Source organism: Sulfuriroseicoccus oceanibius (genome assembly GCF_010681825.2).
GTDB lineage: Bacteria > Verrucomicrobiota > Verrucomicrobiia > Verrucomicrobiales > SLCJ01 > Sulfuriroseicoccus > Sulfuriroseicoccus oceanibius.
In genome coordinates this window covers 321909-339333 of sequence record NZ_CP066776.1, presented here as the reverse complement: position 1 = coordinate 339333, position 17425 = coordinate 321909, and the positions used below count along the sequence as shown (strand labels likewise).

Below are 17425 nucleotides of genomic sequence, written 5' to 3'. Positions count from 1 at the left end.
CCATGCGAATCTCGTTTCGTTCTATTCAACTCACCGCGATGGCGGTGGTGGTGGCTTTCGGGCTTACGGCCTGCCATTCGATTGTGAAGGTGAAAGAGCGCGCGCCTGTGTTTTCGCGCCAACTTAACGAGACGGTGGAAAAGGGCGAAGCGGCGAGCTGGCAGGCGCGTTTTGATGCCGCTCGGCGGGTGGAAAAACGCCAACCGCACGTGGCGCTCGGTGAGTATTTGGCGATCTGCCGGGACGCTGCCGAGGCGTTCGGGCAAACGCCCTACGACGAGGTCAGGCGCAGTGCGTACAACTTCGCGGTCGGGCGGGTGATTGAGTTGGTCGAGGCTCACGATATCACGCCGTGGGACGAGCCGGTGCGGGTGGGCGGATTGCGCGACGACTTCGTGTTGACCACCGCTCCGAATGTTGCCAATGGGCACGATCCGGCGAAGTTCAAGTTAGTGCCCACCGATCGGCTGACCATCAGTGGCCAGTATTTTTACGAGCGTACATTGATGCCGGGAGTGGGCGCGCCGGTGGTCGTCATCGCGGATGAAGATGTTGAGTTGGATGAGTTTGAGATGAAGCGTGGGTACGCTCCGGCCACCGCTTACATCAGTTTCGACGGTAGCACCGCAACCCTCGGGTTTGTGAACCCATTCGAGCGGGTCAACGTCGAGGTTTCCGGCTACACGGTGCCGATTGCCGCTGACTTGACCGCTCCGCTCGCCTACGGGATAGCCAAAGAACAACCCCAGAAGCTAGGGTTGGCGAGGTTGCTGAAACCGGCGTCGTACGAGGATACGACACGCTTGATACGCCTTCAGCCCTACGACAAGGAGCGCATTCCGGTGTTGTTCGTGCACGGACTCAAGGACACACCGACGAGCTGGGCGCCGATGATCAACCACTTGCACGGCATTCCGGAGATCCGTACGAGGTTCCAGTTCTGGGCGTTCAGTTACCCTAGCGGCTATCCGTATCCCTACTCGGCGGCACTGCTTCGGGAGGCGCTGGACCGCATCAACGAGACTTATCCGGGACACAAGCGGATCATTGTGGTCGGCCACAGCATGGGGGGGGTGATTGCTCGAACGTTGGTGACCGATCCGGGGGACAAGCTGTGGCGGATGTACTTCGGAGCCGGACCGGATGAAGTGGATTTGCAAGAGCGCAACCGCGAGATCATCGAGGAGGTTCTGCTCTTCAAGTCCCGGGATGATGTGGCGCGGGTGGTCTTCCTGGCCTCACCTCATAAGGGCAGCAAGTTCGCATCGAACTGGGTCGGGCGCTTTGGTTCGCGTTTGATCAAATTGCCAAGCTTCCTCGATGATCTGCGCCTCTCGGTGATCAATGCGGTGACGCTAAGCGGCAACGCCATCCGCATGGAGACCATGCCCAATAGCATCGACACCTTGTCGCCGCGCAATCGCTTTGTCCGAACCATCAATGAATTGCCTCTGCGGGAGGATATTCCATTCCACTCCATCATCGGTGACCGGGGAAAGGGTGATACGCCCGACAGCAGTGACGGCGTGGTGGAATACTGGAGTTCTCATCTCGACGGGGCTGCCTCCGAGCGGATCGTGCCGAGCAACCACAGCGTGCAATTGAGTCCTGACGGGATTCGTGAAGTCGCCCGGATCTTGCTCCTGCACCGCAAGGAGCTCCAGAGTGGGGGGCAATAGCGGCGCTTGAGGCGGTGATGGCGAACGGGCTATCATGGGGCGCTATGGGAACGAAAGGATCATTGGTGGGGGCCATGCGCTGTGCTTTGCGCGGGATCGGACTGGCTTGGCGCAGTGAGCGCAACCTTCGCATCCATTCGTTGGCGGTGGTCGTTTCCTCGGCCGGGGCGTGGGCGCTCGGCTTCAGCCAGCTGGAGTGGGCTGTGCTTGCACTGACCTGGGCGTTGGTTCTGGGGGCGGAAATGATCAACAGCAGCATCGAAGCCCTATGCGATCATTTGCATCCGGCGCGGCACCCGCAGATTGCGCGGGTCAAGGATGTGGCGGCCGGGGCTGTACTGGTGTGTGCGTTGGTTGCCGTGATTGTGGGAACCTTGCTTTTCGGGCCGAAACTTGTGGTGTTGCTTGGATGCTGATTCAGGGGGGGCTGGGAATCCGGAAATCTGGCGTCCGGCAGGACCTGTACGATTGACCATCTACCGTTGTGGTTGCTACCATGAAAATCGCTGAAAAGGCTTGTCATTTCTGGCCTGACCAGCGCATAAAACTCGGCTTGCACGTGACGTGTGTCATTTCTCATGTCTCGTGCGGGTCTTATAACAAACCCATAAACATCATATCGTTATGAAAAAACGCATTAATAACCAGGGATTCACCCTGATTGAGTTGTTGGTCGTGATCACGATCATCGGAGTGCTGGCGACGATCAGCTTCTCCGGATACACCCAGTTCATTGAGAAGTCGCGTGTGACCAAGGCGATCAGTGCCGCTAAAAACGTGCACAGCGTCATGTCGAACTACGCATCGGAAAACAATGGACGTTTCCCTCAGAAGGGCAAAAAAGCCAAGCGTATCGATGCTACTTACACCGATGCTGAGACCGTGTTCCGCGATCTGATTGCTGGCGGTTACTCCTCGGATGAAGGTGACTTCACCGTCGACAACAGCCCATCGCAGCCAGACGGCTATGTGGGTGAAGGTCCGGAATACCGCGATGCTTTCAGCTCGGCTGACGGCGGCGTGCACTGGGCTTTGCTTGGTGACGGCACCGACACCATGAAGGGCTCCTGCCCATTGGCATGGGAGAACTCGGTGAGCGGTGGCTGGAACCCAACCTGGGATCCTGAGCTTGCTGGTACCTCCGACCCAGGTCGTACCTGGACCAGCGGTAAAGTCATCATGGTGACCGTTTCCGGTAAGTCCGAGGCACTCGACCTTGAGAACCCGGAAGCAGAGAGCAAGCTGAAGAACCTTGGTGACGGTTCGAAGAACCCATTCACCGCTGCTTACTCGAAGCCACGTGAAGTGCTTGACCCTAACTTCAAGTAATCCACGAGAGAGCTCTTAATTAATCCACAATGCGCTGTCGGACTGATGTCCGGCGGCGCATTTTTTTTGTGCTCGTTGTTAACGGGTTTCTGGATCCGGGGAATAGAGAAGGGGGAATCCGTAGCGGCATGCGGGACGTTGTGGGTAGGACGAATCCGCAGATGTAGTGTGCGGATTTCTAAGTTTTTGCTTCGTGGTGCGTTTAAGCTCCTGATCCTCAGCGCTCTAGCGGGTCTGCTTTGGGTCGCCACAACAACAAAACTCCCCATGATGAAATTCTTCGCAATTGCCGCCCTCGCGGTGGCCGTGGCGCTACCGGCGTCTGCACAGACCGAGCCCAATCCGGGGCCGGGCTTGGGCAATCTCAGCTACACTTCGGGTGAGCTCTTCTCTGAGATCAGCCGCATCCATCCCGGTGATGGTGGGGCTCTAGGGGTGGGCACCAACTACGGCTACAACCTCGCGCATATGGTCAATGGCTACATGGTGACGGTGTTTGCCGAGGATGGTGGCGGGGTGCGCGGCGACGTTCGAGGTGGGATTCAGTTCTACGATGTGTCCAACCCGCGCAGCCCGCGGATCGTGAAGAAGGTGTGGGATCCGACCGGGACCACCGCGCGGATGCGGGAGATCCATGCGATGTGCTTTGGTGTCGTGGACGGGCGTCAGTTGATGTTGTTGCCGAGCTTGAAGGGGATTCAGATCTGGGATGTGACTGACGTCAATGCGCCGAGCCGGGTGAGTTTGTTTGAGTTCGTCAATGGTGGCGATTACACCGACACGCCGTGGCAGCTGATGTGGCAGCACCCCTACGTCTATGTCGCGACCGGCGGCAACGGCTTGTATCTCATCGACGTGAGCGATCCAGCGAATCCATCGCTGGCGACACGTGCCAGCGGCGGCCCGAACCCGATCCCGAATGGTCAGCTGGGTGGTTTCAATATTGGCCCGACCTGGGTGCTGGGGAACCGCTTGATCGTGTCGTCCATGGAGTCACGATCGGGCTTCTCCGTGCTGGATGTGGGGGCGCCGACCGAGCCTCAGTTGTTGGACTCGGTGGCGTCTATTCCAGAGCATCACTATTCTCCGGGTTTTACGGGGAGTCGGATGGCATTTGCCACGCGTCAGAGCAATGCGCGCACGCCGATTTATCGGATCGATGCGGACGGCAGCATTGTGTTGGAGAGTCATGCCGCGAGTCCGGTGGTGGCGGAGCAGCTCTACACGGCGTCGCAGGATCATTATGTGTTTCTCGGTTGTCAGGCGGAGGTGGTGAAGCTCGATATCTCCGATCCGACCGCCCCATTTATCGCCGGACGGGGGGGCTTGAATGCAGTGAGCAATCCGGATTTTGGTCAGGCCAACCCATTTGGCAATGTGATCCTGATCGGCAACGACCATGGCACCGGCACCGGATTCATGCCTCACCAGCAGGCGCCGGATACCGCGCCCCCGGTGGTGGACGCCACCAGCCCGGCGGACGGTGAGCTCGATGTCTCCCGCTGTGCCCGGGTGGGAATCGCGTTCAGTGACAACGTGGAGCTGACTACTCTGACGCCGCAGAACATTAAGGTGCAACCGTTGGTGGAGGGTGTTCCCGGTGACCCGCTCGACGGAGTGTTCACTCTGCAGTTCGGGTTGGTTAACTTTACACCGGCCGAGGAGTTCGCCGCCAATACGACCTACCTCGTCACGGTGGTGGCCGATGGGGTGGCGGATTGGTCGGGCAACGCCATTGCCGCCGATTATCAGTTTGCCTTCCGCACCGGCAGTCAATGTGGAACCCCACCGGTGATTGTGGATCCTGACGGTGAGATGCACCGGTGGTCTTTCAATGGCGATGCGAACGACAGCGTGGGCGCGCTGGATGGATCGCTTCAGGGCGGGGCGTCATTGAGTGGAGGCCGGCTGCAGGTCAATGGCAGCGATTCCTTCCTGCAGTTGAATGGAACGCTGGACGCACTGCAGGGAAGCGGCTCGCTGGCATTCTATTTGAGCACCAATCAGGCGGGCTCGAACAGCCCATGGCTTGCTCCAGGGGTGACGGGGATCGAGCTGGCGGGGAGTCAGGCGGATGTGTTCTGGGGCTGGATCAATGGCTCGGGGAGGCTTTGTGTCAGTGCGGGGGATGGCGGCGTGACCGAAACGAGCATCGCGGTGAATGACGGGGAGGCTCGCCATTTTGTCATCACGCGTAATGCGACCACAGGTGCGCAGCAAATTTTTATCAATGGGGAGCTCGACGCCTCGGGGACCGGGCGAACCGGCACGGCGGGGCAGGGGTTCTCAAGTCTCGGTCGGATTGAGGACAATGGCGGGTCCCCCGTGGATCTGGTGGGGACTCTGGATGAAGTGCGCGTGTTCAATTACCCGCTGACGACCACCGAGGCGGAGACGGTTTACTCGCAGGCTCAGACCTCATCGCTCCTTCACGATTGGCCGCTCACCGGTGATTTGGTCGATGCCGTAGGTGGGCTGGACGGGAGCGCCAACGGATCGCCGGTGCATGCTGAGGGTGGGTTGCGGTTCGATGGAGTGGACGATGTGGTGGTGCTTGGAGGAGGCGTTCAGGCAGGCGATTGGACGGTCTCGCTCTTTGCCAAGCGCAGTTCCGACGCGGACGAGCAAGTATTGCTCAGCGGAGGTGGTGCGGAGCTGCATTTGAGCCATCCTGGTACGGGAAATGGGATTGGGTTCACCACGGCTGGTGGGCAATCGTTTAGTTGGGACGTGGCAGCGCCGCTGAATGACTGGGCGCATTTGGTCTTTGTGCGCGACGGCGGGGCGGTCACGCTTTTCGTTGATGGTGTGTCCTACGGGGCTTCTCCGGTGGCCCTGGATTTGCCGCTTGAGTTGCTCGGCGCGGCGGGGACGATCGGTGGCTCCTCGAGCGCCAATGTGGCGTCGGCCAATGTGCCACAAAATATCAACAGTAACCAAACCGTGACCAGCACGCTTGAGGTGACCGGTGCCGGTGGGACGCTGACGGACGTGAATGTGCGGGTCGATGCCACCCACACCTACACTGGTGATCTCGATGTGTTTTTGATCCATCCGGACGGCACGCGCGTCGAGTTGACGACGGACAATGGAGGCACTGGCGAGAACTTCACCGAGACGTGGTTCGACGATGAGGCCGCTCAGGCGATCACCGAGGGTTCCGCGCCATTCACCGGATCATTCCAGCCCGAGGGTAGTTTGGTGACGCTCGACGGCAAGAGTGCCAATGGAACGTGGACCTTGGAGGTGACTGATGACGCTTCGAATGACGAGGGCGAGCTCATCGGCTGGCATGTGCAATGGACGACCAATGGTGGGGCTCCAGACTTGAATGGGTTCGCTGCTGCGGTCATCGACGATGTGCGCGTCTATGGCGCGGCATTGGACGGGGATGGCGTGGCGTCGTTGCGCAATGGGCTGGCGGCCAGTGCCACACCTCCGGCGGCGACCACATTGGGCGAGGCTACCAGCTTCACGGGAAGCGCGCATTCGGCTGCCGGCGATGTTCGGTTTGTCTGGGACTTTGGCGATGGCGCCACGAGCGCCGAGTCGTCGGACGCTGCGGTGACGCATACATACGACGAGCCCGGGCATTACACCGTGCGTATGATCGCAAGCGACCGACTGGGCGAGCGGATCGTGTCGTTCACTCATACCGTGGTGCGCGCGGCAACGGCTGGACGACCGGTGCGTTCGGGCACGATTGCAGTGGCGGGGGGCAAGGCCTATTGCGTGAACATAGACAACGATTCGATCACCGCGGTGAATGGCGAGTTCCCCTACAACCGCTTGTGGGAGGCTCCGGCTGGAACGCACCCAAGGTCGATCGCGGTTGCCGGAGATGGCAATCTGTGGGTCACCAACAAAGAAAGTGCGTCGGTGACGGTGCATCATGCATCGACGGGTGGGGTGATTGCCACCTATGAGCTCCCATTTGCCAGTCGGCCGCATGGCTTGGTGATCGCTCCGGATCAAAGTGCGGCATACGTTTCGCTCGAAGCGACCGGGCAGATCGCCCGGCTCAACCTGGCCACCGGTGCTGTCGAACAGCTGGGCGATGTCGGGGCCTGGCCGCGCGGGTTGGCGATGACGCATGACGCTTCGCGGTTGTTGGTGACCCGCTTCATCAGCGAGGACAGCGGCGCCGTGGTGCAGGAGGTGAACCCGGCCACTCTTGCGGTGGTGCGCACATTCACCCTCGCTCCGGATACCACGACGGTGGACGATTCATTCCAGGCCCGGGGGATCGGTAATTACCTCAACACCGTCACCATCAGCCCTGATGGGACGACCGCGTGGGTGCCGTCGAAGAAGGACAATATCTTTGGAGGAACGGGCCGGGATGGTCAACCGCTCGCGTTTGATACCAGTGTGCGCCCGATCTGCAGTACGCTTGATCTTGCCGGTAATGGCTCGGCGATGCGCCAGATCATCGATTTCAACGACGTCGGCCTGCCGGTGGATGTCGAGTTTTCTCCCAATGGCGGCTATGCGTTTGTCGCGCTGGAAGGGTCGAACCAAGTGGAAATCCGCGATGCCTTCAGCGGTGACCGTCGCGGCGGAGTGGACAACTCGGGGCTGACTCCGCGCGGGTTGGCGTTGAGCAGCGACGGCGGTGCGTTGTTTGTCCACCATTTCCTCGATCGCTCGATCAAGATTTTCGATGCCTCGGATGTGCGTGACGGCACCGGCTTCGCTCTGCGTGAGGTGGGGTATATAAAGACGGTGACCACCGAGGCGCTGGCGCCCCAGGTGCTCGCTGGGAAGAAGGTTTTCTACAATGCGGGGGATGCCCGCATGGCGAAAGATGCCTACATTTCCTGCGCCAGCTGCCATGACGATGGCGGGCACGACGGCCGCACGTGGGACTTTACCCAGCGTGGCGAAGGGTTCCGTAACACGACCACACTTCGCGGACGGTCGGGAATGGCGCACGGCAGGGTGCACTGGACGGGGAACTTCGACGAGATCCAGGACTTCGAGCATGATATCCGCAATGCCTTCGGTGGTACCGGGTTCCTCAGTGATGCCCAGTTCAACAGCGGCACGCGAAACACACCGCTTGGGGATCCCAAAGCCGGGCTCAGTGCCGAGCTCGATGCCATGGCAGCCTATGTTGCATCGCTCGACGACGTGCCCGAAAGCCCGCACAAGTCGGCGGATGGGGAAATGACTGAGGCCGCAGTGCGCGGGCGTGAGGCGTTCCTCTCGCTCGGCTGCTACCACTGTCACGATACGGATATCTTCACCGACAGTGCGGCCACCGGCACGCTGCACGACGTGGGCACTCTCACTTCATTGAGCGGGAGCAGGCTCGGCGTGCGCATCACCGGGCTGGACACACCGTCGTTGCTCGGTGTCTGGCACACGGCGCCCTATCTCCATGATGGTAGTGCGGCCACGCTACTCGATGTGATCACCACCCGTAACAGCGGCGACAATCATGGCGCAGTGTCGTCACTGACGGCGCAACAGAAAGCCGATCTCGTGGCGTACCTGCAACAGTTGGACGGAGCGGAAAAGGCGGCGCCAGGATACGATCGCTGGAAACACGAGCAACTCACGCTCGACGAGGTGCTCGGTGGGGCGCTCGTGTTGCGCAGTGCCGACGACGACCAGGACGGTCGCGACAATTTCTTCGAGTATGTGTTCGGCACCGATCCGACATCCGCCGATGGCAGCGCGGTCACTGCGGTTTCCCGCAATGCTGACGGCACGATGGATCTGGTCTTCGAAATTACCGACGGAGCCGAGGCCGAGGCTGCAATTCAATGCCAAAGCTCGCCAACTCTCGCCGCTGCCGATTGGCAGGACGTTGAAACAAATGAAGTCACAAGAACTCGCATTGGAAACCGACTTCGTATTACACTCCGCCTGCCCAGCCCCGCGGCAGGGAACAACCGACAATTCTTCCGACTTAGAGCAACAGAACGATCGCAATAATGCCCCAACCTCCCAATTCCTCACGTTCGTCCTCAATTTCATCGTATCGCGCCCGCTGGTGGCAGACGCTCGCCTGCGCTTGCGGACTGGTTACGCTGGCCTCTGCCGATACCATCAGCGTGAACTTTACTCCGCGCTTGAACGATGAGTCGCAAATGAAGCCGCAGGACGAGGCCGGCGCTCCCAAGTTCCGCGCCGCCCATTGGAATAACGTTCTGGTGAACGGTAGCTCCGGTCAGCAGAGCAACTTGATGTTTGCTGATGGTTCACCAACCAGTGTGAACGTCCGCTACACGACGGACGCCGCGGGAGCGACGTTGCCGATTCCTGTGACCAGTAGTGATGACCGGATGTGGAAGGGCTACATCGATATCTCAAGGAAGGCGACGATCCGGTTCACCAATCTGCCATTTGAGGGCGAGTTCCAGGTCGTGGTTTATCTCGATGGAGATAACAGCAGCGATTGGTTCACGTCGCGCGTGACAGTGGGCGGACAGGAAGCGAACCTCGAGGACTCGGAGAATACCAACTGGGGGCAAGGTGATAACAAAGCGCGCGTCTATCAGTTGCCGGTTCCTGGTTATGGAGGAAACCGCCCCTGGCCGCGCGCCGCAGGGGAAGGGAACAACAACGAGGGCAATTATGTCGTGTTTTCTAACTTGAAGGGCAATGCGTTCAATCTGGACGTTTACGCTCAGGGCCGTGCCGCGGTGAATGGGGTGCAGATCCTGGCCGGGAGTCCGGCTGCAACTGAAGGCGGTGGATCCGAGGTTGAGTGGAATGGCGGCACGCTTGTGTTGCGCCGAACCAACGGGTGATTTTGCTCGGTCCATACGCCATTCGCAGGCAAATCACGGCAGATTCAGGGCAATTGCGGAATCTGTCACCAGCCCGGCGAAGAATTTTGAAATACTTCGCCCTCAACCACTGTACTGCAGCCCGCTCATGAAACTGAACATCCTTCCACTTTTGGCATGTGTGCCGTTGGCATTTGCCTCGGCCAAGAACGAACTCATCATTCCGGAGCCGGCAGCCGCCGAGATCCGCGCCGGTGGCTATCAGCTTAGCGCCGATACTGTGATCCACGCACCCTCCGTGCTGGCAAACGAAGCCAAGGCGCTGCAGTCCGCGCTCGCTCCTGCCACGGGCTGGACGCTCAAGATCGACGACGCAGAAGCCAAATCAGGCATAGTTCTGCGCTTGAACCCATCGCTCAAAGGCGAGCTCGGCGAGGAAGGCTACAAGCTCGACGTGCGTGAGCAGGGCGTTGTGATCGTCGGTGCCGAGCCTGCCGGTGTATTCTACGGCATCCAGACGCTCAAGCAGATGCTTCCTGAGGAAGTCGTCTCCAGCGAGCCTGCTGCCGGCGTGAACTGGGAACTTCCCGTCGCCTCGATCACAGACCAGCCTCGCTTCGCCTGGCGCGCGTTCATGCTCGACGAAGCCCGCCACTTCAAGGGCGAAAAGGAAGTGAAGAAGCTGCTCGACCAAATGGCGGCGCTCAAGATGAACGTCTTCCATTGGCACCTCACCGACGACCAGGGTTGGCGTATCGAGATCAAAAAGTACCCGAAGTTGACCGAAATCGGCTCCAAGCGCACCGACACACAGACCGGTACCTGGGGTAGCCCGACCCGCTCGGGTGAGCCTCACTCCGGCTTCTACACCCAGGAGCAAATCAAAGACATCCTCAAGTACGCTGCCGACCGCCACATCACCATCGTGCCGGAAATCGGCATGCCGGGTCACGCGGTTGCCGCCATTGCCTCGTACCCTGAGCTAGGCACCCGCAAAGAGCCGATCGAAGTGATGACGGTCTTCGGCAAGGCGATCGACGTGTACGATCCGTCGTCTGAGTTCACCTACCAGTTCATTAGCGACGTGCTCGACGAAGTGGTGGCGTTGTTCCCGTCGCAGATCATCCACATCGGCGGTGACGAGGTGCGCTTTGACCACTGGAAGTCCAGCGAGAGTGTGAAGCAGATGATGGAGCGCGAAGGTCTCAAGACCATGGCCGACGTCCAGATCTACTTCACCAACCGCGTCGCCCAGATCGTCCAGAGCAAAGGGCGCAACATCATGGGCTGGAACGAAATCCTCGGCGATGACCTCCACGGCTTCCTCAAAGACGGCCAGACCGCCAAGGCGAGCTCGCTGGATCCGGACACCGTCGTTCATTTCTGGAAGGGCGGCGCCGACCTGGCACGTCGCGCGATCAAAAACGGTCACCGCATCGTCAACTCGTGGCACGGCGGAACCTACCTCGACTACGGCTACGGCACGATTTCCCTGCGTAAAGCCTACGACTTCGAGCCGATCATCGGCGGCCTCACCCCAGAGGAGGAAAATTCGATCAAGGGCCTTGGATGCCAGATGTGGGGTGAATGGATTCCTACCGTCGAGCGCATGGAATACCAAATCTACCCACGCCTCGCTGCTTACGCCGAGGTGGGCTGGACGCCGCGCGACAAGAAGGACTACAAGTCGTTCACCGAGCGCATGAAGCGTCAGTTCAAGCGCTGGGACATTCAGGGTATCGGCTACGCCAATGTCGACCTCACGTCGTATTCGGCGAAGGACTTCTTCAACTGGTCGAAAGTCGGCACATGGTCGGCCAACGGCTCGCTCGCCGATTGGCAGACCATCGACGTGCCAGCTGGCGAGGTGGTGAAGGCCGAGGGTAAGTACGATGTTGTCTTCCTCTACAGCAAAGGCGCTCACGCACTGGATATCAGCGAAGTGCACTTGCTCGAAGACGGCAAGGTCGTCTCAACCGACAAGCACGACGGCTTCAGCGGAAACAACCTTAAGGGCATCGTCTACAGCCTCGAGCTCAAAGCCTTCAAGCCGGGTGCGAAGTACACCATCCAGGCCAAGGTCAAAGGCAGCGGCGGCACCGACTCGAATGGTGAGATCAAAATGCAGCTCGCCAACTAACCGCAAGCTTTCTTGATTCCAAATCAATGGCCGCACTCCCACCTCCGGGAGTGCGGCCATTTTTCATGCCGAGATCGAGGCATGTCCAGAATGGTGCTAACTTAGGGTGTCTTGTCGTGTCGGGAGCGGCCTGCGGGTGGGAGCTACGCCTTGGCTGCATCGTACGCTCGGCCGAGGATTGGTGGCGTATTCTCCTGGGGGGGCGCTCGCCGGAGCCACGAGACTGAAGCCATCAAGTTAATTGGCAGTTCGTGAAGCCGGAATCCTGTCATGCATCAGGTGCCAATCTAACCGCTTTTACAGAAAAACGTTGCGTAGTCCCCCCTCGCGCGCATCTACTCTCACTTAGACTACCAAATTGAGATTATCGTGACTCGTTTCTTTGTTATTTATTTCGCCGTCTGCGCTGTGCTATTTGCTGGGAATCAATCAACGGTTAGCCTCGAGTTGACCGCTCAAGCATACAACGAACTGCCTTGCCATTCGGTGATTCATGTCGGCACTGAGCTCAATAGTAAACTGACCGTCGCAGATGGGTTTCGGCTTGTGGTGGTGAGAGGTGAGATCGACATCACTTGGCATGCCGAAGAAAATCGTTTTCATATCTATGGGAAAGATATTTACGCCAAAGGCCCCTTGACTCCACAGGAAGGCGAACAAATTAAACCATTGGGTGAGATTGATCGGCGAGGATTTTATCGGGATTATCATCAGTGGCAGCAGTTTAATCGTGAAAAAGATGCAGCCAATCAGACCGAATCTATCACTTCGCTGGTGTTCGCATTGCCCCAAACCACGGAGCAATTCACCTTCTCTTACGCAGGCATTGAGACACCTCTGAAAATTAGTAAAGCGAAACAGCCTATCTCCCAACCGTTCAAATCACTGGGGCAGTTTTCGGCTGAGTTGGCCAATAGCAATTTTACCAAATCGTTCCAATGGCAGACGCAGGAGCGAGGTGTGGTGCGAATATTTCAAACCAAGCCCACACATGGCAGACTTATCCAGCTCGACCTGAATATTACACCACAAAGCGTCTTCCGCCTTAGTTCTCACGATTTCAAGTTGCAAACCAACGATGGATTCCTGATTCCATTGCTTGGTGTCGGGTCGAAGTGGCAACCGGATAACCTTGACTGGCAATGGAGTACAACAACCCAAAAACATAGGGGTGAATTTCAGGAGATATCGGTTCCGCTCTTCTTCAATGTCAGCGATCAAACGAAATCAGTCACGCTCTATTGGCTTACTCACGAAATAGGAACCTACGAGCTTCCAGCGAAACCCTGACTCTCAGGATCTTGGGTGGCTGGCTGGTGGTTAGCCCTTTAAGATGCCTCAAAACCCGTAGCGTCTGCGGCGGAGGATGAGGGTGGTGGCGCTGAGGGCGAGCATGATGGAGGTGGAGGGCTCCGGGACGCGCCAGCCGATGTCGTAGAGGGCTGCGATGTCGACGTTGGTGAGGTGTTTGCGGGTGCCGTTTAGAATGGTTGGGTCGAGGGACGCTTCTTGTAGCGTGGTGGTTCCCGGGAGGTAGGATTCGAGACCCTCGAGGAAGTGACGGTTTGTTGGATCCTCGACTGATGCAAGCACGGTGGGGACGAATGAGGCTGTGAGCCCGTTGTCGCTGTTGTAGGCTGCGAGGGCATTGACTCCAGTGAACTGTCCAGGGTCCCCGACCGTAGAGCCCTGGGTCCAATGATCATTCCACGCGTCGTTGTCCGCGGCGATGCCGAAGAGGTGCCCAAGCTCGTGGACAGCCACGGTGTAGAAATCCGACTGCTCGGATCCGATGGCGGATGATGTGTGGTCGAGTTGCCAGTCCGCGTTGATGTCGAAGGTGGCGACGCCTCCCCAGAGTGCGTATTTGTCGGCCGAGTCACCGCGTAAGACGGCTTCGTTAAATTCCAAGGTTCCGCTGGCGGAGAAGCCGCCACGTCCGGCGCGTCCGAGGTTGCGTGCCAATGGGTTCCCAGGGGTTCCAGAGCCGACCGGATTGAGGTCGCGGGCGCCGACGTAGATGACGATGGTGTCGGCGGGGATGACGAGATCGGTTACGCGCCGCTCCTGACCGGTGGATGGATCGAGGAATACGGCATCCCATGTGTTGGATCCTCCCGGGGTAATGGCGCTGAACGATTGGTCGATGACCGAGGTGTATTGGGCAACGGCCGCTTCAAGCGAGGCTTTGGCTTGGGCGTTGCCGAAGAAATTGTTGGTGTCGTAGGTGTAGTCGAGGACGACGGTGACGGCCTGGGTGCTCTGGATCAGAGCGAGCGAGCTCAAGGTGAGCAGGTGAGCGAGTTTCATTGGGATCGAGGTGGGCGGATGTTATTTTGTGTGGGCGGGTGGTAACTCATGGGGGACGTGGAGGATTCAAGGTGTGTGAGGATGGGCGGATTGGCTGGTCAGGTGCGTCGGGGATGGGGCCGATTGGCATCTGCAGGCAAAGGACGCTACGCGGCGGTGGTGGGAGGGGATGCATTGAGTTGATCCGTAGGTTCGGTGTGACCCCGGGGGCCGTTGGAGGTATGTTGTTATGTGGTTTGAGCGAGTGTGGTGTTCGTCATGCCGAAACGTCTCTCGGTTTCAGGTGGGGGGCGGTTCGGTGTATTGTTTTGTGCGGTCGTTGTGTTCGTTTGAGATTTTTTTTCAGTAGGTTGTTCTGGGTGTGTGTTTCGGGGTGCACAAATTTTTGTGAAAACCGGGGTGGGTTCGGGCGTATTGGGACGGCACCGGTTCGAGTGCCGGTTGAGTGATTCAAAATACGGAAGCTGACTATGATGACATCAATTTCGAAAATGCTTGTGCTGGGGGCGTGTTTGACGTTTCCGGCTCTGGCGGATGTGCTACCTCCGGAGCCCTATGGGGCGGTGCCTTCAGAGCGGCAATTGAAGTGGCATCAGCTTGAGACTTACGCTTTTGTGCATTTCACGACGAACACGTTTACCGACAAGGAATGGGGATTTGGGGATGAGTCGCCTGAGGTGTTTAATCCGACGGATTTTGATGCCGACCAGATTGTGCGGACCCTGAAGGCCGGTGGGATGAAAGGGCTGATTCTAACAGCAAAGCACCATGACGGGTTCTGTTTGTGGCCGTCGGCGTATACCGAGCACTCGGTGAAGAACAGCCCTTACAAAGATGGAGAGGGGGACATTGTGAAAGAGATCTCCGACGCGTGTCGAAAGCACGGGTTGAAGTTCGGTGTCTATCTTTCACCTTGGGACCGCAACCATAAGGATTACGGGCGTCCGGAGTATATTGAGTACTTCCGCAACCAGCTGACCGAGTTGCTTTCCAACTATGGAGAGGTCTTCGAGGTTTGGTTTGATGGAGCCAATGGAGGCACTGGTTATTATGGTGGGGACCGAGGCGAGCGTAAGATTGACCGATCGACGTACTATGATTGGGAGAACACGTGGCAGATTGTGCGGGAGCTGCAGCCGGATGCGGTGATCTTTTCGGACGTTGGACCGGATGTGCGGTGGGTAGGTAACGAGCATGGTGAGGCCGGCCTGCCGTGCTGGGCGACGTACCGTCCGGAGTCGAACCAGCCAGGGAAGAATCCGGCACCTGGCGTGGTGAAGTACAAGCAGGGGTTCAATGGACACAAAGACGGGCAGTGGCTACCGGCGGAGGTGGATGTATCGATTCGTCCTGGGTGGTTTTACCATGCCCATGAGAATGCCAAGGTGCGAAGCGTGGAGAACTTGCTCAAGCTCTACTATGAGTCGGTGGGGCGAGGGGCATCGCTGAACTTGAATGTTCCGCCAGACTGGCGCGGGCAGATTCCCGCGATGGATGCGATGATTTTGGAGGCGTTTCAGCGGTCGGTGAGTGAGACCTTTGCGGTTGATCTGGCGCAAGGCGCGGAGGTCACGGCTTCCGACTCTCGGGGAGAGGGATTCGGTGTTGGCTATTTAGTCGATCAGGATGGAGCGACTTATTGGTCGACGGCGGATGGCCGGAAGAAGAACCAGGTGGTGATGGAGTTTGAGGAGCCGATCGAGTTTGACCTGATCTCGATGCGCGAATACTTGCCGTTAGGTCAACGAGTGCACGAGTGGTCGATTTCTTATGAGAATGAGCAAGGGGATTGGGTGCGCTTTGCTCAAGGGCAGTCGATTGGAGCCCGCAAGGTTTGGCGTGGGCAGACGATGAGCGTGGAAAAGCTGCGTTTCGACTTCAATGGGCCCGTGGCACCTGCGTTGTCCGAGATTTCGATTCACCGTCAGAAGATCTATCCGGTGGATGTCCGCTATCCAGAGTTGTCGTTGGTAGACAAGACCGGATGGAAAGTGGTGGCCGTGTCGGCGGAGTCGCCTGACGGCCCCGCCGCCCAAGGGATCGATGGCAATTCAGCCACCTTATGGCACACCCATCTGGGGGATCGTGAATCAGGGGTGCCTCAGTTTGTGACCATCGATCTGGGCGACGTGACGGAGATCAAGGGCGTGAACTACTTGCCGCGGCAGGATGGGAGCCACAGTGGTGTGGTGACGCATTATCGCGTGATGCTCAGCGAGGATGGCGAGAATTGGGAGGAAGCTGCTGTGGGCGAGTTTGGTAACATCGCTGCCAACCCGATCATGCAGAATGTGATGTTTGGAGATCCCGTGCGCACGCGTTTCATCCGATTCCATGCGCTCAAGGTGCTGGAAGGCGAACATGTGACTGCGGCTGAGATCGGGATCGTGAAGTAGCGAAATGAAATTGGCCCTCGTCCGGAGCTGTCCGAGGCGAGGGCCACTGTGGAGAATTGATGTTGGAAATCTGCAGCCAGTTACTTTCGGCGACGGAGGGTGAGTGCGAGTCCGCCGAGACCGAGGAGTGCGGCTGAGCTTGGTTCCGGGATCGGGCTGCCTCCAACGATTTGGAATCCTGCGATTGGTCCGCGGTTGCCACCTTGTCGACCGAGTCCGTCCACGACGAGGTCACCGCTGAGTCCATTGATGACGATGGTGTTGGAGTCGTCTAGATTTGGGTTGGAGCCCCATGTGCTCTTGTTCCCTGTGGTCGAGTACTCGTTGCCGTTGACATTGAATGGATTGTAGATTCCGCCGTCGGCGCCGGTTGAGAGGTAGAGGATAGCCGTGTAGGTAGAGTAGCTGATGCCGGTTACTGTGAAGTCGGCGCCTGTCGGGTGGCCGTCCCAGCCGTCGTCGATGTATCCGCGGACCAGTCGGGCGTTGGCGACCATGGCGTTTGCGTCACCTGTGGCGCTGCCATCGCCCCAGGTATTCGGCGACGACCAGGAAACGGATGCGCTGGTGGTGAAGCCGGTGGAGTCGACGAGGTCGTTCATGGCGCCACTAGGCCCTGAAGTGTTGTTCCAGTGGGAGGCTTCGTAGCCGGCGAGACCGGCTGTCATGTCGGTCTCAAGTTGTTCGTTAGCGTTTCCGCCGGTGAAGTTCACGCTGATTGTGGATGCGTGAAGCGCACCTGCCATGGAGAGGGCTGCAAGGGTGAGTGCAATGGGCTTCATGTTGCTTTGTTGTTGTTTGTTTCCACTGTGAGACCTGTTAGGCCGACAA

The 17425-nt window shown here is 58.6% G+C and carries 10 protein-coding genes; 8 read left to right on the top strand and 2 right to left on the bottom strand.

What is annotated here, in order from left to right; all coding sequences use genetic code 11:
• Positions 1–2 precede the first annotated feature (2 nt).
• From G3M56_RS01350 to G3M56_RS01320, 7 genes are all read left to right on the top strand, one after another.
• Complete coding sequence (locus G3M56_RS01350; protein ID WP_164363978.1) at positions 3–1679, top strand: esterase/lipase family protein; 1677 nt, start codon at positions 3–5, stop codon at positions 1677–1679.
• A 44-nt stretch (positions 1680–1723) separates the two neighbouring features.
• Positions 1724–2095, top strand: a complete 372-nt coding sequence (locus tag G3M56_RS01345) for a diacylglycerol kinase (protein ID WP_164363980.1) — start codon at positions 1724–1726, stop codon at positions 2093–2095.
• A gap of 208 nt (positions 2096–2303) precedes the next feature.
• Positions 2304–3008 (top strand): type IV pilin protein, encoded by a 705-nt coding sequence (locus G3M56_RS01340; RefSeq protein WP_164363982.1) that lies wholly within the window; start codon positions 2304–2306, stop codon positions 3006–3008.
• A gap of 267 nt (positions 3009–3275) precedes the next feature.
• A complete protein-coding gene (locus G3M56_RS01335; protein WP_164363984.1) occupies positions 3276–8951 on the top strand; it encodes a LamG-like jellyroll fold domain-containing protein in 5676 nt (1891 codons plus the stop codon).
• The gene (locus G3M56_RS01330) at positions 8951–9769 is read left to right on the top strand and encodes a hypothetical protein (RefSeq protein WP_164363986.1); all 819 of its coding nucleotides are present in this window, start codon (positions 8951–8953) and stop codon (positions 9767–9769) included. The genes G3M56_RS01335 and G3M56_RS01330 overlap by 1 nt, the downstream gene beginning before the upstream one ends.
• Before the next feature lie 127 nt (positions 9770–9896).
• On the top strand, positions 9897–11888 hold the full coding sequence (locus tag G3M56_RS01325) for a beta-N-acetylhexosaminidase (RefSeq protein WP_164363989.1): 1992 nt from the start codon (positions 9897–9899) through the stop codon (positions 11886–11888).
• A 369-nt stretch (positions 11889–12257) separates the two neighbouring features.
• Positions 12258–13178 carry a hypothetical protein gene (locus tag G3M56_RS01320; RefSeq protein ID WP_164363991.1) on the top strand — a complete coding sequence of 307 codons (921 nt, stop codon included), beginning with the start codon at positions 12258–12260 and terminating at the stop codon, positions 13176–13178.
• A gap of 48 nt (positions 13179–13226) precedes the next feature.
• Here the strand turns inward: G3M56_RS01320 and G3M56_RS01315 are convergent, their stop codons facing one another.
• Positions 13227–14198, bottom strand: coding sequence for a PEP-CTERM sorting domain-containing protein (locus G3M56_RS01315; RefSeq protein WP_164363993.1), 972 nt, complete (start codon positions 14196–14198; stop codon positions 13227–13229).
• Positions 14199–14668: 470 nt separating this feature from the next.
• Here G3M56_RS01315 and G3M56_RS01310 point away from each other — a divergent pair, with 470 nt between their 5' ends.
• On the top strand, positions 14669–16594 hold the full coding sequence (locus tag G3M56_RS01310) for an alpha-L-fucosidase (RefSeq protein WP_164363995.1): 1926 nt from the start codon (positions 14669–14671) through the stop codon (positions 16592–16594).
• A gap of 80 nt (positions 16595–16674) precedes the next feature.
• Here the strand turns inward: G3M56_RS01310 and G3M56_RS01305 are convergent, their stop codons facing one another.
• On the bottom strand, positions 16675–17376 hold the full coding sequence (locus tag G3M56_RS01305; RefSeq protein ID WP_164363997.1) for a PEP-CTERM sorting domain-containing protein: 702 nt from the start codon (positions 17374–17376) through the stop codon (positions 16675–16677).
• Between the last annotated feature and the right edge of the window lie 49 nt (positions 17377–17425).